The sequence below is a fragment of the Chryseobacterium populi genome (assembly GCF_000282115.1).
Taxonomy (GTDB): domain Bacteria; phylum Bacteroidota; class Bacteroidia; order Flavobacteriales; family Weeksellaceae; genus Chryseobacterium; species Chryseobacterium populi.
The window spans coordinates 16399-40805 of record NZ_AKJY01000024.1 but is presented as its reverse complement, the minus strand read 5'-3'; the positions used below and the strand labels follow the sequence as shown (position 1 = coordinate 40805).

Here is a 24407-nt window from a genome sequence, read left to right as displayed (position 1 = left end):
TATTCAATGGGACGGGCTTTAGCCCGTTTTTTCATTAAAAGAAAATCTATTGGCTTTAGCCAAAACTTATTTAAAGTCTCGAAATACAAAATAAAAATGGGGAGTAAAAACTACTCTCCATTTTAATATACCAATGATATTTTCAGATTAATTCTTCATCCTGAAAATATTGGATAATTGCTTTTTTCATAAGCAAAGCCTGTTCGTTTGGCCTTAATTCAGGAAGTTCTTCCAGCTTGTCAAACTGTGGCCATCCGTCTTCATAATGTGAGAACTTATAATATCCAAAAGGCTCCAGTAATCTGCAGACAGCAATATGTATTAAATTTACTTTATCATCTTTAGTATATTTCTGCTGTCCGCTTCCTAATTCCTGAAGCCCGATTAAAAACAATAAGGTTTCAATCGGCGGATTTTTTTCAGTCTGGAAGTTGTCTTCAAAAAACTGTTCTATTTTTTTCCAGTATTCAGCTTCGTTGATCATTCTTTTTTATTTTCTAATTTTAACAGGAAAGCATATTCCAGTGCGTCTTCTTTTAATGATTCAAATCTTCCGCTTGCGCCTCCGTGCCCGGCGCTCATATCCGTTTTGAAAAGTAAAAGATGGTCATCGGTTTTTAGCTCTCTCAATTTTGCGGTCCATTTTGCCGGTTCCCAATATTGAACCTGTGAATCATGCAGACCTGTTGTAATAAGCATGTGCGGATAATCTTTTGCCTCAATATTATCATAAGGTGAATAGTCTTTCATATAATGATAATATTCTTCATCATTCGGATTTCCCCATTCATCATACTCACCGGTTGTCAGTGGAATAGTTTCGTCCAGCATTGTGGTAACCACATCCACAAACGGGACCTGGGCTACAATACCATTAAATAAATTAGGCTCATAATTCACAACTGCTCCCACCAATAAGCCTCCGGCACTTCCGCCCATGGCATATAAATGCTTTGATGAAGTGTAGTTTTCTTTTATTAAATGTTTTCCCGCATCTATAAAATCAAAGAACGTATTCTTTTTAAATAACATTTTCCCGTCTTCATACCATTCTCTTCCTAAGTATTCTCCACCCCGGATATGGGCTATGGCATAAATAAACCCCCTGTCGAGAATTGATAATCTCACATTGGAAAAGCTGGCATCTACCGTATGTCCGTAGCTTCCGTAGCCATATAAAAGAAGAGGGGTATCTGCCGTTTTTTTTGTGTTTTTATGGTATACCAGGGAAATAGGAACTTTGGTTTTCCCATCTCTTGAATCTGCCCATATTCTTTCCGAAATATAATTTTCAGGGATGAATTTTCCGCCTAAAACCTCCTGTTGTTTAAGAAGTTTCGTGGTTTTCTCCTTCATGTTATATTCAAATGTTGAGCTTGGTTTGGTGAGTGAAGTATAGCCATAACGTAATACTTCGGTGTCAAACTCAAGGTTAATTCCGATATAGGCAGTATAAGTAGGATCTGAAAAAGGGAGATAATAAGCCTCCTGTGTTTTCTCATCAATAATTTTGATCTGAAGCAATCCTCTTTCCCTTTCTTCAAGAACCAGATAATCTTTAAATATTTCAAAACCTTCCAGTAAAACTTCCGCCCGGTGCGGAATTACATCTACCCAGTTTTCCTTCCCGCAGTTATCTATTTTTGTTTTTGCAATTTTAAAATTGATTGCATCATCTGCATTGGTAATGATATAAAATTCATCTTTATAATGTTCAACAGAATATTCCAAATCATCAATTCTCTGCTGAATGATAGTCCATTCCGCAAAAACATTATCAGACGGAATAAAACGATGCTCATCCGAGATTGTACTTGAGCTGGCAATGAAAATATATTTCAAAGATTTTGTTTTGAAAACATTCACATCAAAAGTATCATCCTTTTCGTGGAAGATTAAAATATCTTCGGAAGAATCTGTTCCCAGTTTATGTCTGTAAACCTGGAAGGCCCGCAGGTTTTTATCTTTCCTGATATAAAAGACATGCTCATTATCATTGGCCCACACTGCTTTTCCTGTTGTATTAAGAATGGTATCAGGTAAGATCTCTCCTGTTATAAGGTTTTTAAAATTGATATTGTAAATTCTTCTTCCCACATCATCAGAGGAAAAAGAAGCCAGTTGATTATTAGGGCTTACTGCCACACTTCCCACTTCAAAAAAGGTTTTTCCTTCAGCAAGAATGTTTACATCTAAAATAATTTCTTCAGTGTTATCCAGGCTTTTGTGTTTCCTGCAGAAAATAGGATATTCTTTTCCCTCTTCATATCGTACAATATACCAGTATCCATTAAAGAAATAAGGTAGAGATTCATCATCTTTTTTGTACCGGGATTTCATTTCTTCGAAGAGCTCATTCTGAAAATCTTCGGTATCCTTCATCATGAAATCTGCGTAAGCATTTTCATCTTCAAGGTATTGTATGACTTCAGGATTCTCTCTTTCATTGAGCCAGAAATAATGATCATTTCTCCGGTCTCCGTGTATTTCTAGTATCTTTTCTATTTTCTTCGCCTGTGGAACTTTCATCAATATTAATTCTTGTTCAAATTTAGTTAAAAAAAAGCCATCTTTCCTTTTAATGAAAAGACGGCTGTTTTATGTAGAATATTAAATGCTATTTGTGAAGGCTTTTAACATATTTTTCCAAAGCCATTGTCATGGATGGCGTTTCCTTTGTAGGAGCCATTAAATCTACCCTTAAAGAAGCTTCCTCTGCTGCTGCTAAAGTAGTGTTTCCAAAAACACCGATTTTAGTTTCATCCTGCTGAAAATCCGGGAAGTTCTGCTGTAAAGACTTGATTCCTTGCGGACTAAAGAATATCAACATGTCATATTCTTTGATGTTAACATCCGTCAGGTCACTGCAAACCGTTCTGTACATAATTGCTCTTGTCCAGTCAACGTTGGCTGAATCCATGGTCTTAGAAATGTCCGGACTCAACACATCTGAAGACGGTAAAAGATATTTTTCAGTCGGGAATTTCTTGAAAAGGGGGGCCAAATCTGAGAAATTTTTCTCACCGAAACTGATTTTTCTTTTTCTGTAAACAATATGTTTTTGGAGATAATTGGCAATAGCTTCAGACTGGCAGATATATCTCATCGTATCCGGAACCGCAAAGCGAAGTTCTTCAGCCAATCTAAAGTAATGATCAATCGCATTTTTACTGGTGAATATAATTCCAGTATACTGCGTCAGATCTATTTTCTGTGTTCTAAGCTCCTTGTTGTCAACCCCTTCGACGTGGATAAAAGGACGAAAGTCAATCTTTATTTTTTCCTTCTTCGCTATATCCAGATATGGAGAAGATTCACTAGGCGCTGGTTGAGAAACCAATATAGACTTTATTCTCATCATTGACATTTATTAAAAAAATAGTAATTTCCAAACCAACAATAATGGTGCGATTTGGAGGGTGCAAATATACAAAAATTTATAATACCATTTTTTTGGTAATATATTGTTTTTGTGAAATAAATAGAAAAAAATCTTGAATATAAATACAAAAGCAAAAAAGCATAAATAATAAAAAAATGCTTTATTTCTGTCTATAGGGAAATAATAGTGGGTCACATTTAAAATTATCAGTAAAAACGATAAAATAAAATAGAATTTAGTAGAGGTAAAATAAAAAATTGACCATTTTTTGCCATCACCTATACTCTGGTAGAATAAAAAACCTAGTGTAGATTTTATGGCATAAAAAAATATGACAACTATTAAACAATACCCAAATTTATTCAACCGGTATCCTGCAATCTGTAAATCTGCAATATGTTTTGGCACTATCGGGATATACTGGGATACCAGAACGGCCAAAGTAAGAGCTGTGACACAGGAAGTGATAATCCAGCTGGGCAAATTATTACTTGCGTCAAAATATTTTTGCAGCAGAAAGTCTTTCAGGTTGGCTTCTCTTTCTATAATATTCATCATGAAAACATATAAAAAGATGCAGCCCAGCAATATAAAGATTACCCAGTCATTGTTCTCAGGTATTCTTATATGGTTTGTAAAATTTTGTGATCGTGGCAACGGAATATTTTTTGCAAAATTATAGATTATTTTGTATAAAATAAAAAGGTTAAATAAACTATCTTTGCAAACTGAAATGAAAAAACTTGTCATTATCCCAACCTATAACGAAAAGGAAAATATTGAAAATATTATTTCCGCGGTTTTTGCGTTGGAGGAAGACTTCCATGTTTTAGTAGTAGATGATACTTCTCCGGATGGAACTGCTGAGGTGGTAAAAGGTTTGCAGAAAAGGTTCTCCCATAATCTGCATCTGTCAATAAGACACATAAAAGATGGTTTGGGGAAAGCATACATTCATGGTTTTAATTGGGCCATTCAGAATAATTATGACTATATTTTTGAAATGGATGCCGATTTTTCACATAATCCTAAAGATCTGCCTAAACTTTTTGAAGCCTGTTTAAATGCAGATATGGCAATCGGTTCCCGCTATTCCAAAGGAGTGAATGTTGTCAACTGGCCCATGGGAAGAGTTTTGCTTTCGTATTTTGCTTCAAAATATGTAAGGTTTATTTTAGGGCTTCCGATTCATGATACAACAGCAGGTTTCGTTTGTTTTTCAAGAAAAGTTCTAGAAGAAATCGGCCTTGATAATGTGAGGCTGAAAGGATATGGATTTCAGATTGAAATGAAATTCAGAGCCTTTAAAAAAGGTTTTAAAATTGTAGAAGTGCCCATCATTTTTACAAACAGGATATTAGGAGAAAGCAAAATGAATGGCGGAATCATTCATGAAGCGGTCTTTGGCGTTTTAAATTTAAAATGGAAATCATTAATTAACAGATTATGAAAAAATTGATTTGCCTTTTTATTTTACTGTTTATGTTTTCCTGTAGAGATTATATAGACAAACCAAAAAATCTTATCCCTGGGGATAAAATGTCAGAAATTCTTGCCGATCTGGCCATTAATGATCAGGCGACTTTTATGTACCCTAATTCAAACCTGGAAGCCGGAACAAGATTTGTCCTGAAAATCCATCATGTAAAATCAGAAGATTTTGTGGAGAGCTTCAAATATTATGTGGTAAAAGAAAAAATGAATGATATTGCAGAAGATGCACAAAAAATATTATTAAAAAAAGACCCGAAAGCAGACCAGTATGTAAAGGATAAATTAAAGAAAAATCCAAATGTACCTTCTTTCGCAAGATAATTGATGATGGAGAGAGATATTCCATTCGACAAAAAATATCAACCACAGCAGTGGTGAAGTAAAAAAATATACGAATGAAATTTTTTAATATAGAAAAAACCTCTGAAGGAAAGGCAAGAGCAGGAGAAATTACTACAGATCACGGTAAAATCCAGACGCCTATTTTTATGCCGGTGGGAACTGTAGCCAGCGTAAAAACGGTTCATCAGAGAGAATTAAAAGAAGATATTAAAGCCCAGATTATTTTGGGTAACACCTATCATTTATACCTTCGTCCGGGAATGGAAACCATGCAGGATGCAGGAGGTCTGCACAAGTTCATGAATTGGGATCTTCCTATTCTTACAGATTCAGGAGGTTTTCAGGTGTTTTCATTGGCAAGCAGCCGGAAAATGACAGAAGAAGGGGCCCGGTTTAAATCTCATATTGACGGAAGTTATCATATGTTCAGCCCGGAAAAATCAATGGAGATTCAGAGACAGATCGGAGCGGATATTTTTATGGCGTTTGATGAATGTACCCCTTATCCCTGCGAATATAACCATGCAAAATCTTCCATGGAGCTTACTCACCGCTGGTTAAAAAGATGTATTGACTGGACAAAGCAGAATCCTGAACTTTACGGTTACAAGCAAAGGCTTTTTCCTATCGTTCAGGGATCAACTTATTCTGACTTAAGAAAAATATCTGCTGAAGTTATTTCTGAAGCCGGGGCAGAAGGAAATGCCATCGGAGGACTTTCTGTAGGGGAGCCTGAAGAGGAAATGTACAGGATCACCGATGAGGTAACCGATATTCTGCCTAAAGAAAAACCAAGATATCTTATGGGAGTAGGAACTCCGTGGAATATTCTGGAATCAATAGGTCTGGGAATCGACATGATGGATTGTGTAATGCCGACAAGAAATGCAAGAAATGCAATGCTCTTTACCTGGCAAGGGGTTATGAATCTTAAAAATGAAAAATGGAAGCGTGATTTTTCGCCTTTGGATGAGTTTGGGACAAGTTTTGTAGATAAAGAATATTCAAAAGCTTATTTACGTCATTTGTTTGTATCTAAAGAATATCTGGCAAAACAGATTGCGTCAATTCATAACTTAGCGTTTTATTTGGACTTGGTAAAAGTAGCCAGAAAACATATTATTGCCGGAGATTTCTATGAATGGAAAAAATCCGTAGTTCCTGTGCTTAGACAAAGATTATAAAGAGAATCATGGTTACAATTGTAGATAAATATATCATTAAAAAATATCTTGGAACTTTCAGTTTCATGCTTATATTACTGTCTATAGTTGTTCTGGTCATTGATGTCCAGCAGAAAATACCAAGAATTGAAAATGCCACGGCCATTGATGCAAAGCTTAACCTGTCATACTTCCTGGTTCATTTTTATCCTTTCTGGATTGTGAATCTGGTAATGACATTTCTATCTATTCTGGTTTTTATTTCGGTGATTTATTTCACCTCCAGAATGGCAAATAACACTGAGATTGTTGCGATTATCAGTAGTGGAGCCAGTTTTCACCGTTTTGCAAAACCTTATCTGCTTACCTCTTTATTTATTGCAATACTATCTTTGGGGGTTAATCACTTCGTGTTGCCATGGGCCAATATTCAAAAAAATCAACTGGAAGCTTACACCTATAATGCGACCAATAAAGAAAAAGTATTGGGGACAGCCCCTGTTTCGGCGCAGCTAAGCCGGATGGAATATATTTTCATTAATTCCTGGAACAAAAGAGAACACAGAGGTTCAGGGTTTATTTTTCAGAAATATGATAAAAACAGGAGAATGCTTTATGAGCTTAAATCGTCCGATGTATATTGGGATCAGACCAAAAAGCAATTTGTCTTAAATAATTACGTTGAGAAAAACATCAATAAAGATGATTCCGAAAAGCTGGGCAATGGCCCTGAGCTGAGAAAAAGTTATGGGCATTCACCGGAAGAGCTTTTCCCGAATGAGCTTTTAGGACAGAATAAAACAACCCCGGAACTCATTAAATTTATTAAAAGAGAAAAAGAAAAAGGAAACAGCAATCTCAATACTCACCTTAACGAGCTGCATCAGAGAACTTCAATGCCTGTATCTATCATTATTCTTACATTTTTAGCCCTTTCACTTTCATCACAGAAAAGACGGGGCGGGTTGGGAATCAATTTAGCAATAGGGATCTCTCTGGCGTTTGTATTTGTATTTTCTTTTGAAGCCTTAAAAGTGGTTTCAGAGAACAAGAGCATGTCTCCCGCACTGGCCATGTGGTTTCCGAACATTATCTTTTTCCCGGTAGCGCTGTATTTATACTTAAAAAGAGCAAATCAGTAAAGAAGCTTTACTTCTTTATGGTAAAAAGATTTCATTCCTTCTTCCAGTTCAATCCAGAGTTCTCCCTTTTCATCAGCATATCGTATGATGCCATTTTGTCTCTTTTTGTCAATTTCAAAAACGGAGATTTCATCCTTACGGAATAAATTCTGGTTAAACTGATCTATAATTTCCTGCTCGGAGGGGATATTATTGAGCCTTTCAACCATATAATCATGAAGCCGAGATGTAAAGTCATTCAGGTTAAATCTCTTTCCTGTTTGAGTTAAAAGTGATCCTGCATTGCTGATCGCATCAAATTTCTCCTGCAGGATGTTGAAACCGGCTCCGATAATGAAATAAGTATGCTGGTTAATTTTTTTCTTTTCAATGAGAATTCCAACGATTTTTTTGTTTTTCAGAATAATATCGTTCGGCCATTTTATTTTCACTATATTTTCAGTCAAATTGGCAAGAAAATCCCTTATGACAATTGCGGTATAATAATTGAACGTAAAATCGGAAAGAATAAAATTCTCAGTCTTGACAGCCAATGTATAGGCTAAATTTTTTTCAGCAGTTGATGCCCATGTATTTCCATACTGACCACGGCCTTTGGTTTGATTGAAAGTGTGTAAACCCGTAAAATCTGAATTTCCGTAAAGTAAAAACTGAGATATTTCGTCATTAGTAGAGGGGCATTCCTTTAGGTAAAATAGTTGAGTCATTTAAGAAAACTTTAAGACTTTAGAGGGCTAAAAGTAAGGCTAAAGTAAAGAAAAAACAATAAATTTGCAGATTATAGTATTTTTTTAATGAATAAAACAGTAGAAAAACAAGAATTATTAGATAAAATCGTTGAAGCTATCCAGGATGTAAAAGGTGAAGATGTAATGATCTTCGATCTTTCCAATATTGAAAATTCAGTGGCGGAAACGTTTGTGATATGTAGTGGAAACTCTAATACGCAGGTAGCAGCATTAGCTGGAAGTGTAGAGAAGAAAGTAAGAAACGAACTTAAAGAGAGACCTTGGCATGTAGAAGGTACCGAAAATGCAATGTGGGTTCTGGTAGATTATGTTTCAGTGGTGGTACACATCTTTCAAAAACAGGTACGTGAGTACTATGACATAGAAGAACTTTGGGGTGATGCAGTGATCACCAAAATCGAAAATGAATTTTAAATTTTAAAAAGTATAAATGAATAATAAAGGATTCAACTGGTTCTTTCCAATTGCAATCATAGCTCTTTTGCTATTCTTTATCCCGAATTTTTTTGGAGATAACAGTGCAAAAACTATTGATGAAGATGGTTTCTTCAGAGAATTGCAGTCGGGGAAAGTTCAGAACATTATAATTTATAAAGACACCGAAAAGGCTGATATTTTTTTAACGCAGGCTGCGAAAACAGCAATGGTCAGTAAAACGGCCAAAGAAAATGACCCGCTTTCTGCATTCTCAATGACTCCCAAAGCAGATTATACTGTGAAATATGGGGATCTTCAGCTTTTCCTTCAAAAATTTGATCAGATTAAAGCAGCGAATGCAAACATCAAAACCACGAAAGATTACGGGGCAGGGAAAAATCCTTTCACAGATATCCTGGTTTCAGCATTGATCTGGATCGCTATTTTGGGGTTATTCTATTTCCTTCTTTTCAGAAAAATGGGTGGCGGCGGAGGCCCTGGAGGGCAGATTTTCTCTATCGGGAAATCCAAAGCAAAACTTTTTGATGAAAAAGAAAGAATTCAGGTAACATTTAAAGATGTTGCAGGATTGGAAGGAGCAAAAGAAGAAGTTCAGGAAGTCGTAGATTTCTTGAAGAATTCTGAAAAGTATACCAAATTAGGAGGTAAAATTCCAAAAGGAGTCCTGTTGGTAGGTCCTCCCGGAACCGGTAAAACATTATTGGCAAAAGCCGTTGCAGGAGAGGCAAAAGTTCCCTTCTTCTCACTTTCAGGTTCAGACTTCGTTGAAATGTTTGTTGGAGTAGGAGCATCGAGAGTAAGAGACCTTTTTGCCCAGGCAAAAGCAAAATCTCCGGCGATTATCTTCATTGATGAGATCGATGCAATCGGGCGTGCAAGAGGGAAAAATAATTTCTCCGGCGGAAATGATGAAAGAGAAAATACATTGAACCAGCTTCTTACGGAAATGGATGGTTTCGGAACAGATACCAACGTTATTGTGATGGCAGCAACCAACAGAGCGGATATCCTTGATAAAGCTTTGATGAGAGCAGGTCGTTTTGACCGTTCAATTTATGTAGACCTTCCGGAATTACACGAAAGAAGACAGATATTTGATGTTCATTTAAAGAAAATCAAACTTGATGATAATGTAGACCGTGAATTCCTTGCCAAGCAAACTCCGGGGTTCAGTGGAGCTGATATTGCCAATGTTTGTAACGAGGCAGCACTGATTGCAGCCAGAAATAATCATAACTCAGTAACAAAACAGGATTTTCTTGATGCTGTGGACAGGATCATCGGCGGTCTTGAGAAGAAAAATAAAGCGATCAAACCTTCTGAAAAGAGAAGAGTTGCTTACCATGAAGCAGGTCATGCAACAATCTCCTGGCTGGTAGAGCATGCTTCCCCACTTTTAAAAGTTACAATTGTTCCAAGAGGGCGTTCTTTAGGTGCGGCTTGGTATCTTCCGGAAGAAAGACAGCTTACGACGACAGAACAGATGCTGGATGAAATGTGTGCTACATTAGGAGGCAGAGCAGCAGAGCAGGTAATATTCAATAATATTTCTACAGGCGCACTTTCCGATCTGGAAAATGTGACGAAGAGAGCTCAGGCTATGGTTACTATTTACGGATTAAGTCCGAATATTGGAAATATCTCTTACTATGACAGTTCAGGACAGTCTGAATACAATTTCGGGAAACCTTATTCAGAAGAAACAGCTACAAAAATTGATGTTGAAATCAAATCGATTATTGAAAATCAATATGACAGGGCTGTAAGAATTCTTACAGAAAATAAAGATAAACTGGATGCATTGGCTAACAAGCTTTTAGAAAAAGAAGTTATTTTCCGGGAGGATTTGGAAGAAATATTTGGTAAAAGAGCATGGGATCCTGAATTGACAGAGAAACCGGTTACCAACACGATTCCTCTGAAAGAAAAAGAAGAAGAAAGCGAAATTCAGGCTCCTGAAAGCCCGGCACAGCTTTAAAATATTCTGAAACCAGACGAAAAAAACCTGACAACTTAAAAATTGTCAGGTTTTTTCATATTTAAAGGGATATTTTTAGAATGTATTGTAATTAATTTTCTATTTTTGTATAGAGTTGACTAAAAATAGATTAAGTTGAGTTTATTTAAGAAGATTGTAAGCAAACTTACCAACCAGCCTGAAGAAGAGGAAAAACAGAGTTTGGAAAAATTAGGGGATTCGCTGAAAAATGCGGATCTTGATTATAAGTTTGCGCAATTATTTACGCATTCGGGGGGATTTTTTAATTATTGTGCAGATGAAGCGGAAGCTCTACAAACTTTACATCAGATCATCAAAATAGAAGGGATACACAGTGTTTTCTGTTGGGATAAAGAACTTCAGAATTTTATGAATGTTGTGAAAACTCCTTACAGTTCGGAACTGGAGCATGCCAATGATGCTGCTTTTATTACCTGTGAATACCTGATTGCCTATGACGGAAGAATTATGCTTTCTCATAATAATATCCTTCATTATCACTCTTCGAGATTGCCGGATAAAATTATTATTATGGCCAATGTATCTCAGATCGTCAACAATCTTAATGATGCAATGGGTAAGATCAAAAGAAATGGTAATATCAAGAACCTTACTTCCATTAGTGGAAATCATTCGAAATTAGATACCTCTTCCATTTCGAATACGAAACTGTTTTTATTGTTGCTTGAAGATTAAGCATCAACTTATAAATTATACATTTTGGACAAAAATCTTATTCAAAGAACCATTTCCGGCATTGTTTACGTAGCCGTTATTATCCTTTGTACAACTCCACTCGGGGCTCAACTGATCAACAGTATTTCTCCGGATCTTATCAAGCAGCAATATCTGTACTATGGATTAATTACGCTATTGACATTAGTAGGCTCGTGGGAATGTGTTAAAATTGTAAAATTTGGGAATGGATACGAAAAATGGGTGGTATTCCCAGTGATCCTGATTATTTTTTATATGTTTTCCAAAAGGTATTTTTACCATGATTTTTACTTTAATTTCAGACTGAGTGAAATCCTGGCTCTTTCATTAATCGCTATTGCCGTCATTACTTTGTTCAAGTATCCAACGGAATTATATTATGACAGCGGGAAGCTGATCTTTACCGTGATTTACGTGGCCCTTCCGTTTAGTTTTGCATTAGGACTCCCGAAATATTCAAGCTATGAAAATACCTTTTCTTTAGAGGTCTTATTTCTGTTTGTTCTGATCTGGAGTAGTGATACCTTTGCTTATCTGGCAGGAAAGTTCTTCGGAAAACATAAAATGGCCCCGAAAATATCGCCAAAGAAAACCTGGGAAGGCTATGCAGGAGGAGTGGTTTTAACTTTGATTTTATCATACTTTATAGAGCATTATCAGCAGGACCTTCGTGGGAACTGGATGGTCGTAGGTTTTCTGGTGGCCAGCTTTGCCCCATTAGGTGATCTGGTGGAAAGCCAACTGAAAAGAACATTCGGTGTAAAAGACAGCGGAAACATCATTCCCGGGCATGGTGGAGTATTAGATAGGCTGGATAGTTTTTTAATCTGTGCACCTGTCGTATATTTGTACTTTATTTTAGAAAAATTTATTTAAACTCATGAAATTACATCGAGAATCAAAAGGAACAATTACCGTAGCCACCATACTTTTCATTATTATTGGTGTTGTAGCTATTTATTTTCTTAAAATCTGGTCACTTTTGATCATCATGCCGCTATTGCTGGTTTATAGCCTTGTATTTTGGTTTTTCAGGGTTCCGAACCGTGACATTCTTGAGCATAGAGAAAATGTAATTGCACCGGTGGATGGGAAAGTTGTAATGATCAAAGAAGTTGAAGAAACTGAATTTCTGAAAGAAAAAGCAATTCAGGTTTCTATCTTTATGTCTCCTTTGAATGTGCATATCTGCAGATATCCGGTTTCGGGAGAAGTGATCTATAAAAAATACCATTCCGGAAAATACCTTGTAGCATGGCATGAAAAATCTTCTACAGAAAACGAGAGAACGACGGTTGCCGTACAGAGTATGACCAATCATAAAATAGTTTTCAGACAGATTGCAGGATATGTTGCCAGAAGGATTGTTTTCTATTGTAATAAGGGTGACCAGGCAAAGGCCGGGCATGAATTCGGTTTTATTAAATTCGGATCAAGAATGGACGTCTTCCTGCCTTTGGATACCGAGATCATCTGCAAGATCGGAGACATTACAAAAGGTGGGCTGGATGTGATTGCAAGAATGAAAGATTAATTTAAATTAACTATAAATGAAAGGCTGCTTCTTTGAGTGAGGTGGCCTTTTTTGTTTGGCATAATACCAAAGTTCATTTTACGGATGGATACAAATTATTAGATGAAGCTTAAAATGTATATTCTTATCAATAGAGGCTGGCTTTAGCGGCTTTAGCCCGTCTGAGAATTAAAATAAAATCAATTGGCTTCAGCCAAAACTTAATAATTTCGAATTAAACCTATTTTATAAACTTTTTCACTTCATCAATCAGTCTCAAAATAAATTCCACCGGCAAATCTTCTTCCATATCAATCAAAAGGATTTTAAACTTCTTTCTGCCTTCCTGTAAAAGTTCGGAATAATCTAACCTGTCTCCATGATAAAAGCTTACATAATGTTTTTTATACTTTTTGCTGTAATATAAATAACAGAGCATTTTCTTTTTGTATTTGAAAAAAGGAAGTCCAAAACTGAAAGTCTCAGTAATGCTTTCCGGATCAGATTCAAGGATCTTTTTACGCAAAAAAAGAAGAGTACTTCTGTCAGGCTCTTCAATTCTGTAGAAATACTCTTGTATAGGATTCATTTTAAAAAATTAATTTAAAAATATTTCAATCAAAATTCTGGAGCTCAACAAGTTTGTGATACATCCCCTTTTTGGCGATAAGGTCGTGGTGGGTTCCCTGTTCTACAATATCTCCTTTTTCCATGACCACAATCCAGTCTGCTTTTTGAATGGTTGAAAGCCTGTGGGCGATCACTAAAGAGGTTCTGTTCGCCATCATTTTTTCCAGGGCATCCTGTACAAATCTTTCGGATTCTGTATCTAATGCAGAGGTAGCTTCATCCAGAATCATAATCGGTGGATTCTTCAATACAGCTCTGGCAATAGAGACCCTTTGTTTCTGGCCTCCGGAGAGCTTACCTCCATCGTCACCGATATTGGATTCATAACCTTCGGGAAGATGGGAAATAAATGAATCTGCATTGGCAATTTTTGCGGCTGCAACCACTTCTTCCCTGGTTGCATCGGGTTTACCCATCAGAATGTTATTATAAACGGTATCATTAAATAAAACCGATTCCTGGGTTACCATTCCTAAAAGCTGTCTGTATTCCTTTAATTTTAAGCTTTTAATATCAATTCCGTCAATTAAGATTTCACCTTCCGAAACATCATAAAAACGGGCCAAAAGGTTGGCAATTGTTGTTTTTCCACTGCCACTCTGCCCTACAAGAGCAACCGTTTTACCCTTTGGAATGATCAGTGAGAAGTTTTTAAGAATTGTGTGGTCTTTATCATAATAAAAACCGATATTATTAAACTCAATCTGATTGTTAAGGGTAGAGATCGCTACAGGCTCTGCGACTTCGTCAATTTTCACATCCGCATCAAGAATTTCTAAAACCCTTTCAAGGGAAGCTTCTCCTTTCTGAACATTGGAAATGGAAGTTGACAAACTTTTTGCAGGCGGTAGAATCTGGAAGAACATTCCAAGGAAAACCAGGAAATCTGCCGGGGAAATAGATTGCTCTACGATAATTTGTTTTCCACCGTACCAGGCGATGATCAGGAAAGTAATAGATCCCAGAAATTCGCTCATAGGAGATGCCAGTTCTTTTTTTCTTCCCAGGCTGATAGAGCTGGAGATCCATCGCTGCATAGACTGCATAAACCTGTTGCCCATTATTTTTTCAGCATTGAATATCTTAATCACTTTTGATGATTTCAGAGTTTCATCTACAATAGAGAATATGGTTCCCATCTCGTTCTGAGCCTCATGAGAATCTTTTTTAAGGCTTTTCCCTATCAGTGCAATCATAGTTCCCATTATAGGCAGTACAAGCAGGGAGAAAAGGGTCATTTCCGGGCTCAAAAAAAATAAAGTAATCAGCGTGCTGACCAGCATAAAAGGAGCGTTGATCAATTCAATTAAACTTCCTAAAATATTGCCTTCAACCTCGCCTACGTCATTTGACATACGTGACATTAAATCTCCTTTTCTGCGTTCTGTAAAAAATGAAACGGGTAAGGAAAGTATTTTGTTGTACATCGCACTACGGAGATCTTTCGTAACGCCTACCCGATAATTGATCAATAAAAAAGACCCTAGATAGCGGAAAATATTTCTCAGGAAAAACATGAAAGCAGTAATCACACACAGCCACGCCAATACATTAAGCGCGCCATGCTCTGTCACCATAGTCTGAACATAATAATTCGAATATTCTTTTAAAAAGCTGAAAAAGTCGCCAATTTCTCCTGAATAAACAGGAGCAGCCTCATATTTCTCAGGTTTGATGGTTCCGAAAAGCATTCCTAAAACCGGTAAGATTGTTCCTAAAGAAGCAATCTGAAATACCGAGTACATGATGTTAAAAAATAAACTTCCGTATATATATTTTCGATGTGGCCTTGCGAACTTTAGTATTTTAATATATTGATTCATTCAATGAAAAATTGGGAAAACAAAATTACGTAAAATTAAAGGATAAGACGTTCTTAATTAAATTTTACTTTATCATTATACTTTGGAGCAAAGTTAGCCGGAGTTAATTTATCTAAGGTTTTACCGAAATTATTAATGATCTGTGTCATATTGTTAAAATCAACGATGCTTATGTCATCACTTTCATTATGATAATGCCTGGCCTTGGTCATATCAACCGTAGAGAAAGAATGGGCAATGATTTTCTTTTTTACAAAGCTTACATTATCTGATCTGTAAAATAATTGCTGGGCAGCATATGGATCCGGATTGATCGTTAATCCGTTTACTGCATTCTTATTGAAAAGCTCATCAAGATCGGAAAACTCATCACCGGTCATGAAAAGTGCATTTTTACCGAACTGAGATTCTGTAGCCACCATTTCAAAATTGAAAAGCGCAGTTAAATTATTATAGATCTTATCTAAATTTTTGTCCTCGGTAATAGCTCTTGAGCCCAGCATCCCTTTTTCTTCACCGTTAAATGCAATGAAAACCATCGAAAAATCAGGAGTTTTATTTTTAAAATAATCTGCTATTCCTGCAAGGGTAGTTATTCCGCTTGCGTCGTCATCTGCTCCGTTATAAATATTATCTCCGCTTTTCTTGCTGGTTCCGATATGATCGAAATGCCCTGAGAATCCGAGATATTTATCGGTTTTTCCTTTTTTAACCCCACAAACATTGTAAGCTGTTTTTCCTTTGTAATCAAAAGGAACGAGATAAGAATTTCCTGTACAGTATTCAAGATTGTTTTCTTTAAAAAGCTTTGCAATATAATGGGCGGCATTATCATTTTCAGGAGTACCGATTTCACGGCCTTTCATTTCATCAGAAGCAAGAGTGGAAAGAATGGTATTGATTCTCTCCGTGGAAACCTCCTGTGCAAAAGAAAATATTGAGAAAAGTGACAGCGTAAGAAAAGTTAATTTTTTCATTAGATTATAATTTATAAATACATAAGTCGCACATTTAGCGGAAATGTTGCATGAATTTTTGATATTTAAAATAAATATTAATTTATCTGATGGAAAAGGTAAAATATAAAATAAGCATCTGCGTAAATTGGTGAAATCTATAATGCTAAACAAAAAAACAGTTCCCGGAAAAGGAACTGTTCTCACTCAAAAAATCGTTGTAAGGTTATCGAAGTCTGTCTACAGATTTTACGAGCCTCTCATCTTTACGGATAAATACATTTGCAATAAGCAAACAGATCACTGCAATTAATGGGAAAACCGGCTCAATACCCTTCTCAGGAAATTGTATTCCTCCGGATAAGTTTAGTAACCAGTAGATCAATACACCAATCAACAAAGCGTTTATAATAATGCTGATTGTATTCAGCAATATTTGTCTTTTTCTGTTTTTAAAGCTGAAAACACTAAGCAATCCAGCCAAAACAAGTACTATACAGCCAATGTTAATCACAGGAATGGTGCCAAAAACAGCAACATCTTGTCCCGTAACGAAAAGAGAAACAGCAGCTAAGACTGCCAGAAAAACCCATATAGTCTGTATTCTTTGTAACATCGAATATTAAATTCCTGGCAAAAATAGCATAAATTTTGCACAATTCAAAAATAAGTGTAGATTTGCATTATACAAATGTACTTGAAAACAAAAGTCACCGGACTTACTTTTCTTACTCACAATTAATTACATTTTTACATTAAATATGTTTAACATTGAAACGTTAAGGTCAAAATCCGTAACGGAATTGACTAAAATCTTGAGGGATTTAGGCGTTAAAGTTGCAAGAAACAGCACTGAGAATGATAAAATCTTTGCTATTCTTGATTTTCAAGCTTCCAACCCTAAAGTCTCAAAAGATTATTTCAACGCCACAGAAACCAGTATGAATACTGAAGAAAAACCGGCAGAAAAAGAAGCGAAAGCTCCTGTCAAAAAAGCAGCTCCCAAGAGAACTGCAAAGCCAAAAGCTGAAGCAAAAGCTCCGGCGGAAACACAACCCAAAGCAGAAGAGCAAACAGAAAATAAAGCAGCAGAAAGTAAACCTGTTTCCGAAGAAGTAAAACCAGTGGAAAGAAAAGCTGAAACAACAGAAGAAGGATCAACTTCTGCAGCTGCCAAGAAAAAAAGGAAAAGGGTTTCTCCCAACACAGGTAACACAGAACATCCTGTTCAGGAAAAAACAGAAGTTCCCAAAAACACAGATCCTCAGGAATCTGCTCCGGCAGAAGAAAAGCCGAACAACCCTCAACCTCAGGCCAGACCCCAAAAAGGACACAATCATCCACAAAACAGTGGAAACCAGCATAAAAATCAAAACCCAAACCAGAATCAAAACCGTCACTCTGACAGATCAGACGAGCATCATGAGCACAAAAAAGAGTTCAGCTTTGACGGAATGGTAAGTATTGAAGGTGTTTTGGAAATACTCCCCGACAACTACGGATTTTTACGTTCATCAGATTTCAGTTATATTTCTTCTCCGGATGATGTGTATGTCTCTACGGCGCAGATCAGGAATTTCGGATTGAAAACCGGAGATACGGTAAAAGGTATCGTAAGGCTTCCGAAAGAAGGCGAAAAATATTTTTCATTGTTGAGGCCAACGGAAGTTAATGGCCGTGATCTGGCTTTTATTAAAGACCGTGTTGCTTTTGAATATTTAACACCGCTTTTCCCTGAAGAGAAATTTAACCTTGCCGGAAATAATTCTACCATTTCCACAAGAATTGTAGATCTTTTTGCCCCAATTGGAAAAGGACAGAGAGCAATGATCGTTGCACAGCCTAAAACAGGTAAAACGATGCTCCTTAAAGATATTGCGAACTCTATTGCAGCCAATCACCCTGAAGTATACATGATGGTGCTTCTGATCGACGAACGTCCTGAAGAAGTTACTGATATGGAAAGAAGCGTAAATGCAGAAGTGATTGCTTCTACATTTGATGAAGCGGCAGATAAGCATGTGAAAGTAGCCAACCTTGTTTTGGCAAAAGCTCAGAGAATGGTTGAATGCGGACATGATGTGGTTATTTTATTAGATTCGATTACGAGATTAGCGAGAGCTTATAACACGGTAACACCAGCTTCAGGAAAAGTACTTTCCGGAGGGGTGGATGCCAATGCGCTTCATAAACCGAAAAGATTCTTCGGGGCAGCAAGAAAGATTGAAGGCGGAGGATCTTTAACCATTATTGCGACGGCATTAATTGATACAGGTTCTAAAATGGATGAAGTTATTTTTGAAGAATTCAAAGGTACAGGTAATATGGAGCTTCAGCTGGACAGAAAAATTGCCAACAGAAGAATTTATCCTGCCATTGACCTGGTCGCATCAAGCACCCGTAGAGATGATCTGCTTCTTGATGAGGTTACCTCTCAGAGAATGTGGATCTTAAGAAAATACCTTTCAGAAATGAATCCGGTAGAAGCCATGGAATTTGTAGATAAAAATATTAAAGGAACCAGAAATAATGAAGAGTTCCTGATGTCAATGAATAAATAATTTAATATTGTTAAGACAGGAAGCACAGACGTTAATCTGTGCTTTCTGTTTTTACGGGTTCTAAACTTTTATTTTTTAATTGAATACATTTCTGAATCTACTTTATCAATGTTAAAGATTTATTAAAATAATCTTCTGTTTTTGATAATAGGTTAATTAATGGCTAACTTTGGAATATAACATTAAAAATAAAATTATGTCATTTGAATTACCAAAACTAGGATATGCTTACGATGCATTAGAACCAACAATTGATGCAAGAACTATGGAAATTCACCATACAAAACATCATCAGGCATATATCGACAATTTAAATAAAGCAATTGAAGGAACTGAACTGGCAGGGAAAACTGTTGAAGACATCTGCAAAACAGGAACTGATAAGCCTGCAGTAAGAAATAACGGTGGAGGTCATTTCAATCACTCTTTATTCTGGGAAATTTTAACTCCCGGGGGAAGCAAAGAGCCGGTAGGGAATGTAAAAGCTGCTATTGAAAACTATGGTGGTCTTGAAAAATTCAGAACCGATTTCTCCGAAGCCGCTAAAACAAGATTCGGTTCAGGATGGGCATGGCTGATCAAAAACGAAGACGGTTCTGTATCTGTTTCCTCTACACCCAACCAGGATAACCCGTTGATGCCGGTTGCTGATGTAAAAGGAACTCCGGTTTTAGGATTGGATGTTTGGGAGCATGCTTATTACTTAAACTATCAGAATAGAAGACCTGATTATGTAGGAGCATTCTTTGATGTGGTAAACTGGGATAAAGTTGAAGAATTATATAACAAATAATTATAAACTATATAAAAAATAAAAAAGGTTCAGAATTTTCTGAACCTTTTTTATTGTCTTATGGCATCACTTCCTGAAAGTCCGTTCATTCTCAGGCCATATTTCCAATTGACATAAGCAAAAACCTGATAGAGCTTATATTCAAATTTTAACCCGTAGTTTTCCTTTGGATCATAGCTTATTGATGACTCTATAATATTTCTATGCCTTCCGGAACTGAAATACGAATTCCATTCACTGACCAGAAGCGTGTTTTTTGTTTTCAGATAAGATTCCGAATACTGGCTCATGGGCTTGGCAACTGCATTCAGGAAATAATCGTATTGGGTATCTAAAACATCAATATCCCATTCTCCGTCATCATTTTTTGACGGCTTGATTTCAGACTTTTCTTGAGCCTTTTTAGGATCTGTCTGTGAAGAACAGCTGAAAGGGATACATGCAAAAAGTAATAATAAGATTAAATTTTTCATACACATAAAGTTACATAAAAAAAGCACTCCGTTCAGAGTGCCCGTTTATTATTTCTTAATGTATTCTTTCTGAATGATTGAAACGGCAGGGAAGTGGTCACTGTAACCTCCTGTGAACTTGTCGCCATCCCACGAACGGAATGGGTAACCTTTATACTGTCCTTCCTTGTTCACTAAATATGAAGGCGCATAAATTTCCGCCTTATAGATAGAATAAGTCGGAGTGATTTTTTCCGGAGAATATAAATTTTTTGAAACGATAATCTGGTCGAATAAATTTCCTGAATCTCTGTACGCCAAAGATGCGACTCCGGCTTTATATAATTTATACATCAGGTTGTAATAAGGGTATTTATCGGAAAGCTCTCCCGGATCCCCTACAGCTCCTAAATGTTTTTTTAAACTTGGGCTTACCGGGTCATCATTGTAATCTCCCATGGAGAATAATTTGATTCCCGGATTCTCAGATGAAATTTTATCCATTTCATTTTTCAGAACCGTTGCAGCAGCGTTTCTTTTTGCCTGCGAAATCGCTTCACCACCTCTTCTTGAAGGCCAGTGATTCATGAATATTGCAATCTTTTCACCGTCAAGTAATCCGATAGCGATGACCACATCTCTGGTGTATTCTCTTTTACCTTCTTCGTTGAAAATTTTGATTTCCTTTTTATAGGCATTTAAAACAGAAAATCTTCCTTTCTGATAAATGATGGCTACATCAATACCTCTTGCATCATAAGAATTAAAATGTACAATTCCGTAATTGCTTTTTGCTAAAGCTGGCTGCTTGATAAGATCTTCAATAACCTGTCTGTTTTCAACCTCGATAAGTCCGCAGATAGCAGGATTGTCATTAGTATATTGCCTTCCTAATTCTGAAATTACTTTAGCTTCGTTCGCCAGTTTTTGATTGTAAAATTTAGTTCCCCATCTTTTGGGGCTGTTTACGGTAAAATCATCTGCCAAAACCTGTTTACGGATTACTTTTTTACCCATCAAAAGATCATCACTCCACTCACCTTTGTAGTCTTCAGCAGTTTCCAGATATTGTAAGGAATCTAAAGGAACGCTTCTGTGGAATTTAGGGTTGGAAACCTGTAATGTTCCATCAATATAATCAGCAGACGGAATAGTATCCCAAAGGTTTTCTACATTTAAAAAACCAATAGCGGCTCTTTTTACCTGCTTTTGCTGTGAAAAGGCAGATCCGAAGCAAAAAATGACAGCGATGATTAGATATTTTTTCATTTTATAGTATATTTCAACAAATTAAGGGGGGTAAAATTACTAATTTTATATAAGAACTAAGATTAAAATTTTGTAATAAGGACTTTTTTAGTATTAATGATAAACAGATTGTTTTTTTAAGATAATAATAAGGCGTTAAGAAAAATTAATAGAATAAAGTGTTTAAAATGTTTAAGTTAATGAAAATAGTCCTAAATTTGTTGCCCCTCAAAAAAAGAAGGATTAAAAATAAGTTTATTATGATTAAAAAACTATCCCTAATCTCTTTGTTTACCCTATTACCTGCATCTTATTATTTTGCACAAACTACTGTTTTTGCCTATGTTAAGGATCAGGATGGTAAGCCTTTGGAGAGAGCAGAAGTAGATCTTGCCCAGTCGACAGACGATGTAACTGCGGATAAAATAGGATATTTCCAATTTACGGATTTACAACCTGGCCACTATCTTATTACAGTGACAAAACCAAACTTTGATTCTAAAATCTTAGAGTTTGATGTAATTGCTGATGAAAAGAGAAAAGACCTGGGTGTTATTACACTTAATTACAATTTAGGAACAGATGCAGGAGTAGTTGTTATTGACGACTCTGCAAGCGATACTGAAGATGGAGGTTCTGCCATGCAGCCCACTGTAGGACTTTTGAGCTCGGGAAGAGATGCTTTCCAGAATGTTTCAGCTTTTGAATTAGGTGCTTACTGGTTCAGGCCTAGAGGGGTAGACAACAGATTTGAGGATGTGGTTTTCAATGGGGTTCCGATGTCTAAAAATGATGACGGAAGAATTGATTTCAGCAACTGGGGAGGATTGAATGATGTGATGAGATATCCTTATGAAAATGTGGATAATATCACACCGTCAGAATATACATTCGGGAATTTGGGAGGTGTAGCTTACTACAATACAAGAGCTTCTTCGTATAGAAAACAAACATCACTGGCGTATTCTTTTACCAACAGAAGTTATATGCAGAGAGCAATGGCAACCTATTCATCAGGGATTACCAAAAATGGTTGGGCATTCACATTTTCAGGAAGCAGAAGATGGGGTGACAGAGCGATTCTAGATGGTGTCTATCAGGATGCTTATGCTTATTTTGCTTCTGTTGAAAAGAAATTCAGTGACAGGCACTCGATCAACTTTACCGGTTTCGGGTCGCCAACTTACCGGGCTTCCAATGCACCGAACACCCAGGAAGTATACGATATTATGGGAAAAAACTATAATTCATACTGGGGATGGCAGGATGGTGAGAAAAGAAACTCAAGGATCAGAAAAGTTTTTGAACCGATGTTTATGTTAACGGATTACCTGAAGATCGGTAAAAACTCAAACTGGATCAATACGGTTTCCTATCAGATCGGAAGTGATGCAAGAAGCAGGTTAGACTGGTTCCATGGCGCAGACCCGAACCCTACTTATTACAGAAAACTGCCAAGCTACGGTATTTATACTGAAGATGAATTCAGGCAAAATGCACAGATTAACTGGACTTCTTTATATAATGCCAATAAATTAAATCTTACTGATATGAATGGCGATGCGAGAGGAGCCGTTTATACTGTAGTAGAAGATGTAAACAGAGATAAAACATTCAATTTTGCCTCTCACTTTGATACCAGATTAAATGATAACTGGAAATTAAATATCAATTTCAATTATCAGAATTTAAAATCAGATAATTTCAGAAGAGTTAAAGATTTATTGGGGGCTAATTTTGCTAACAATCTTAATGCTTTCGATAATGATATAAGATATAATATTGATGATCCTAACGTGCAGGTGAAAGAAGGAGACAGAACTCAATATTCTTATGAGCTGACCAAGAATCAGTACTCTTTGAATATCTCATCTGAGATTGATTATAACAAGTGGAATGTAATGGCTTCCATTTTCTCTTCTTATTCCGAATCTCAGAGAGAAGGTGATTTCAGAAGTTTCAGATTCCAGAATAACTCTAAAGGGAAAAGTGCTATTTATGATGCCCTTGATTCAGGGATTAAAGGAAGAATCACTTATAAAATCAACGGTAAGAACTTTATTGTATACAGCGGAGCTTTCTTTAGTCTTGCACCAACGTTTAATGAAATCTATATCAACCCGAGAGTGGTAGATTATGTGACGCCGGGTGTAAAAAATCAAATGATCAATTCCAATGAATTAAGCTATATCTTAAGAGGCCAGATTTTAAAACTAAGATTATCTGGATTCTATACCACCATCAATAATGCAACTGAAATCTCAAGATATTATGCAGATGTAAACAACCCTACAGGTGCCTCATTAAGTACACTGGTTAATGAAGCAATGACAGGAGTAAATAAAAGATATATAGGTGCAGAATTAGGATTTGATGTAAAAATCACACCTACTTTAAATGCCATTGGGGTAGCAAGTGTTGGAGAATATAAATATACCAACAATCCTAATGTGGCAACATTTGATGATATTAATGAATTCAGAGGATCAAATGTTTGGGGCAAAACCAATATTAAAGATTATAAAGTAGCCGGAACTCCACAAAAAGCCTTCTCTTTAGGGTTAAAATATAACTCTCCGAAATACTGGTGGGTGGGAGCTTCTGCCAACTATTTAATGGATCAGTATCTTGATCTTTCAGCGTTAAATAAAACACCTTATATGTACACGAATCCGCTTAATGGAGACCCTTATGACGGGGTAACTCCGGAGCTTATCCAACAGATTACGGCTCAGAAGAAATTCGACGATCAGTTTATGCTGAATGCCAATGCCGGAAAATCTTTCCTTTTAGGAAAATACAGAATGGGAGTGAGTATTTCAGTAAACAATATCCTTAATAACAGAAACTATGTAACAGGTGGATTTGAGCAGGGAAGAAACGTAAGCTTTCCGGATGCACTTGCTGATGCCCAGAGAGCAACACCTCATTTCGGACCAAAACTTTGGTACGACAGAGGAACAACCTTCTTTACAAACGTTTATTTAAGATTCTAAAACTACTGC

At 36.4% G+C, this 24407-nt stretch carries 23 protein-coding genes; 12 read left to right on the top strand and 11 right to left on the bottom strand.

The genetic code is table 11. The annotated features are described in order from the left end of the window. Positions 1-142 precede the first annotated feature (142 nt). The 4 genes from PMI13_RS07935 to PMI13_RS07920 form a co-directional block, all read right to left on the bottom strand. On the bottom strand, positions 143-484 hold the full coding sequence (locus PMI13_RS07935; protein ID WP_007842509.1) for a hypothetical protein: 342 nt from the start codon (positions 482-484) through the stop codon (positions 143-145). After that, entirely contained in the window at positions 481-2529 is a 2049-nt protein-coding gene (locus tag PMI13_RS07930; RefSeq protein ID WP_007842507.1) for a S9 family peptidase, read from the bottom strand. The genes PMI13_RS07935 and PMI13_RS07930 overlap by 4 nt, the downstream gene beginning before the upstream one ends. Positions 2530-2617: 88 nt before the next feature. Continuing rightward, positions 2618-3358 carry a uroporphyrinogen-III synthase gene (locus PMI13_RS07925; RefSeq protein ID WP_034669747.1) on the bottom strand — a complete coding sequence of 247 codons (741 nt, stop codon included), beginning with the start codon at positions 3356-3358 and terminating at the stop codon, positions 2618-2620. 12 nt (positions 3359-3370) lie between these two features. Further along, positions 3371-3937 carry a DUF4271 domain-containing protein gene (locus tag PMI13_RS07920; protein WP_238536292.1) on the bottom strand — a complete coding sequence of 189 codons (567 nt, stop codon included), beginning with the start codon at positions 3935-3937 and terminating at the stop codon, positions 3371-3373. A 178-nt stretch (positions 3938-4115) separates the two neighbouring features. Between PMI13_RS07920 and PMI13_RS07915 the strand changes: the two genes are divergently transcribed. The 4 genes from PMI13_RS07915 (at position 4116) to PMI13_RS07900 (ending at position 7523) form a co-directional block, all read left to right on the top strand. Further along, on the top strand, positions 4116-4832 hold the full coding sequence (locus PMI13_RS07915) for a polyprenol monophosphomannose synthase (RefSeq protein ID WP_007842502.1): 717 nt from the start codon (positions 4116-4118) through the stop codon (positions 4830-4832). Continuing rightward, the gene (locus PMI13_RS07910; RefSeq protein ID WP_007842501.1) at positions 4829-5197 is read left to right on the top strand and encodes a DUF4296 domain-containing protein; all 369 of its coding nucleotides are present in this window, start codon (positions 4829-4831) and stop codon (positions 5195-5197) included. The genes PMI13_RS07915 and PMI13_RS07910 overlap by 4 nt, the downstream gene beginning before the upstream one ends. A gap of 74 nt (positions 5198-5271) precedes the next feature. After that, the gene (gene tgt / locus PMI13_RS07905) at positions 5272-6402 is read left to right on the top strand and encodes a tRNA guanosine(34) transglycosylase Tgt (protein ID WP_007842500.1); all 1131 of its coding nucleotides are present in this window, start codon (positions 5272-5274) and stop codon (positions 6400-6402) included. 8 nt (positions 6403-6410) lie between these two features. Next, on the top strand, positions 6411-7523 hold the full coding sequence (locus tag PMI13_RS07900; RefSeq protein ID WP_007842499.1) for an LptF/LptG family permease: 1113 nt from the start codon (positions 6411-6413) through the stop codon (positions 7521-7523). Here PMI13_RS07900 and PMI13_RS07895 read toward each other — a convergent pair. Next, positions 7517-8230: a biotin--[acetyl-CoA-carboxylase] ligase gene (locus tag PMI13_RS07895; protein WP_007842498.1), complete on the bottom strand. Its 714-nt coding sequence runs from the start codon at positions 8228-8230 to the stop codon at positions 7517-7519. The two genes, PMI13_RS07900 and PMI13_RS07895, sit on opposite strands and share 7 nt — an antisense overlap. Positions 8231-8317: 87 nt before the next feature. On the opposite strand from PMI13_RS07895, the gene rsfS reads away from it, so the two are divergent. The 5 genes from rsfS to PMI13_RS07870 all read left to right on the top strand — a co-directional run bounded on the left by rsfS (position 8318) and on the right by PMI13_RS07870 (position 12960). Further along, on the top strand, positions 8318-8686 hold the full coding sequence (rsfS, locus tag PMI13_RS07890) for a ribosome silencing factor (RefSeq protein ID WP_007842497.1): 369 nt from the start codon (positions 8318-8320) through the stop codon (positions 8684-8686). A gap of 16 nt (positions 8687-8702) precedes the next feature. Then, entirely contained in the window at positions 8703-10688 is a 1986-nt protein-coding gene (gene ftsH, locus PMI13_RS07885) for an ATP-dependent zinc metalloprotease FtsH (protein WP_007842496.1), read from the top strand. Positions 10689-10823: 135 nt separating this feature from the next. Then, positions 10824-11405 carry an LUD domain-containing protein gene (locus PMI13_RS07880; RefSeq protein ID WP_007842494.1) on the top strand — a complete coding sequence of 194 codons (582 nt, stop codon included), beginning with the start codon at positions 10824-10826 and terminating at the stop codon, positions 11403-11405. A 24-nt stretch (positions 11406-11429) separates the two neighbouring features. Next, the gene (locus tag PMI13_RS07875; protein WP_007842492.1) at positions 11430-12302 is read left to right on the top strand and encodes a phosphatidate cytidylyltransferase; all 873 of its coding nucleotides are present in this window, start codon (positions 11430-11432) and stop codon (positions 12300-12302) included. A 4-nt stretch (positions 12303-12306) separates the two neighbouring features. Continuing rightward, positions 12307-12960 (top strand): phosphatidylserine decarboxylase family protein, encoded by a 654-nt coding sequence (locus PMI13_RS07870; RefSeq protein ID WP_007842489.1) that lies wholly within the window; start codon positions 12307-12309, stop codon positions 12958-12960. A gap of 220 nt (positions 12961-13180) precedes the next feature. Here PMI13_RS07870 and PMI13_RS07865 read toward each other — a convergent pair whose 3' ends face one another. The 4 genes from PMI13_RS07865 to PMI13_RS07850 form a co-directional block, all read right to left on the bottom strand. After that, positions 13181-13528, bottom strand: coding sequence for a DUF1801 domain-containing protein (locus PMI13_RS07865; RefSeq protein WP_007842487.1), 348 nt, complete (start codon positions 13526-13528; stop codon positions 13181-13183). A 25-nt stretch (positions 13529-13553) separates the two neighbouring features. Further along, entirely contained in the window at positions 13554-15392 is a 1839-nt protein-coding gene (locus PMI13_RS07860; protein ID WP_034669750.1) for an ABC transporter ATP-binding protein, read from the bottom strand. Between the two features lie 53 nt (positions 15393-15445). Further along, on the bottom strand, positions 15446-16369 hold the full coding sequence (locus PMI13_RS07855) for a M28 family peptidase (RefSeq protein WP_007842484.1): 924 nt from the start codon (positions 16367-16369) through the stop codon (positions 15446-15448). 205 nt (positions 16370-16574) lie between these two features. Continuing rightward, entirely contained in the window at positions 16575-16964 is a 390-nt protein-coding gene (locus PMI13_RS07850; RefSeq protein WP_007842482.1) for a DUF4293 family protein, read from the bottom strand. A gap of 145 nt (positions 16965-17109) precedes the next feature. Here PMI13_RS07850 and rho point away from each other — a divergent pair, with 145 nt between their 5' ends. Together rho and PMI13_RS07840 are read left to right on the top strand one after the other, a co-directional pair. After that, positions 17110-18909: a transcription termination factor Rho gene (gene rho, locus PMI13_RS07845; RefSeq protein ID WP_007842479.1), complete on the top strand. Its 1800-nt coding sequence runs from the start codon at positions 17110-17112 to the stop codon at positions 18907-18909. Between the two features lie 196 nt (positions 18910-19105). Continuing rightward, complete coding sequence (locus PMI13_RS07840; RefSeq protein ID WP_007842478.1) at positions 19106-19702, top strand: superoxide dismutase; 597 nt, start codon at positions 19106-19108, stop codon at positions 19700-19702. Between the two features lie 50 nt (positions 19703-19752). Here the strand turns inward: PMI13_RS07840 and PMI13_RS07835 are convergent, their stop codons facing one another. After that, entirely contained in the window at positions 19753-20175 is a 423-nt protein-coding gene (locus tag PMI13_RS07835) for a DUF6146 family protein (RefSeq protein WP_007842477.1), read from the bottom strand. Between the two features lie 48 nt (positions 20176-20223). Continuing rightward, on the bottom strand, positions 20224-21423 hold the full coding sequence (locus tag PMI13_RS07830; RefSeq protein ID WP_007842476.1) for an endonuclease/exonuclease/phosphatase family protein: 1200 nt from the start codon (positions 21421-21423) through the stop codon (positions 20224-20226). A 239-nt stretch (positions 21424-21662) separates the two neighbouring features. On the opposite strand from PMI13_RS07830, the gene PMI13_RS07825 reads away from it, so the two are divergent. Continuing rightward, on the top strand, positions 21663-24398 hold the full coding sequence (locus tag PMI13_RS07825; RefSeq protein ID WP_007842473.1) for a carboxypeptidase-like regulatory domain-containing protein: 2736 nt from the start codon (positions 21663-21665) through the stop codon (positions 24396-24398). Positions 24399-24407 lie beyond the last annotated feature (9 nt).

Excerpts from the sequence above, each read along its gene's own strand:
- PMI13_RS07900 (WP_007842499.1), top strand. The coding sequence starts at position 6,411 with ATGGTTACAATTGTAGATAAATATATCATTAAAAAATATCTTGGAACT.
- PMI13_RS07865 (WP_007842487.1), bottom strand. The coding sequence starts at position 13,528 with ATGAATCCTATACAAGAGTATTTCTACAGAATTGAAGAGCCTGACAGA.
- PMI13_RS07840 (WP_007842478.1), top strand. The coding sequence starts at position 19,106 with ATGTCATTTGAATTACCAAAACTAGGATATGCTTACGATGCATTAGAA.
- PMI13_RS07925 (WP_034669747.1), bottom strand. The coding sequence starts at position 3,358 with ATGAGAATAAAGTCTATATTGGTTTCTCAACCAGCGCCTAGTGAATCT.
- PMI13_RS07930 (WP_007842507.1), bottom strand. The coding sequence starts at position 2,529 with ATGAAAGTTCCACAGGCGAAGAAAATAGAAAAGATACTAGAAATACAC.
- PMI13_RS07855 (WP_007842484.1), bottom strand. The coding sequence starts at position 16,369 with ATGAAAAAATTAACTTTTCTTACGCTGTCACTTTTCTCAATATTTTCT.
- rsfS (WP_007842497.1), top strand. The coding sequence starts at position 8,318 with ATGAATAAAACAGTAGAAAAACAAGAATTATTAGATAAAATCGTTGAA.
- PMI13_RS07850 (WP_007842482.1), bottom strand. The coding sequence starts at position 16,964 with ATGTTACAAAGAATACAGACTATATGGGTTTTTCTGGCAGTCTTAGCT.
- ftsH (WP_007842496.1), top strand. The coding sequence starts at position 8,703 with ATGAATAATAAAGGATTCAACTGGTTCTTTCCAATTGCAATCATAGCT.
- PMI13_RS07915 (WP_007842502.1), top strand. The coding sequence starts at position 4,116 with ATGAAAAAACTTGTCATTATCCCAACCTATAACGAAAAGGAAAATATT.
- rho (WP_007842479.1), top strand. The coding sequence starts at position 17,110 with ATGTTTAACATTGAAACGTTAAGGTCAAAATCCGTAACGGAATTGACT.
- PMI13_RS07825 (WP_007842473.1), top strand. The coding sequence starts at position 21,663 with ATGATTAAAAAACTATCCCTAATCTCTTTGTTTACCCTATTACCTGCA.
- PMI13_RS07920 (WP_238536292.1), bottom strand. The coding sequence starts at position 3,937 with ATGAATATTATAGAAAGAGAAGCCAACCTGAAAGACTTTCTGCTGCAA.
- PMI13_RS07910 (WP_007842501.1), top strand. The coding sequence starts at position 4,829 with ATGAAAAAATTGATTTGCCTTTTTATTTTACTGTTTATGTTTTCCTGT.
- PMI13_RS07895 (WP_007842498.1), bottom strand. The coding sequence starts at position 8,230 with ATGACTCAACTATTTTACCTAAAGGAATGCCCCTCTACTAATGACGAA.
- PMI13_RS07835 (WP_007842477.1), bottom strand. The coding sequence starts at position 20,175 with ATGAAAAATTTAATCTTATTATTACTTTTTGCATGTATCCCTTTCAGC.
- PMI13_RS07935 (WP_007842509.1), bottom strand. The coding sequence starts at position 484 with ATGATCAACGAAGCTGAATACTGGAAAAAAATAGAACAGTTTTTTGAA.
- tgt (WP_007842500.1), top strand. The coding sequence starts at position 5,272 with ATGAAATTTTTTAATATAGAAAAAACCTCTGAAGGAAAGGCAAGAGCA.
- PMI13_RS07860 (WP_034669750.1), bottom strand. The coding sequence starts at position 15,392 with ATGAATCAATATATTAAAATACTAAAGTTCGCAAGGCCACATCGAAAA.
- PMI13_RS07830 (WP_007842476.1), bottom strand. The coding sequence starts at position 21,423 with ATGAAAAAATATCTAATCATCGCTGTCATTTTTTGCTTCGGATCTGCC.
- PMI13_RS07870 (WP_007842489.1), top strand. The coding sequence starts at position 12,307 with ATGAAATTACATCGAGAATCAAAAGGAACAATTACCGTAGCCACCATA.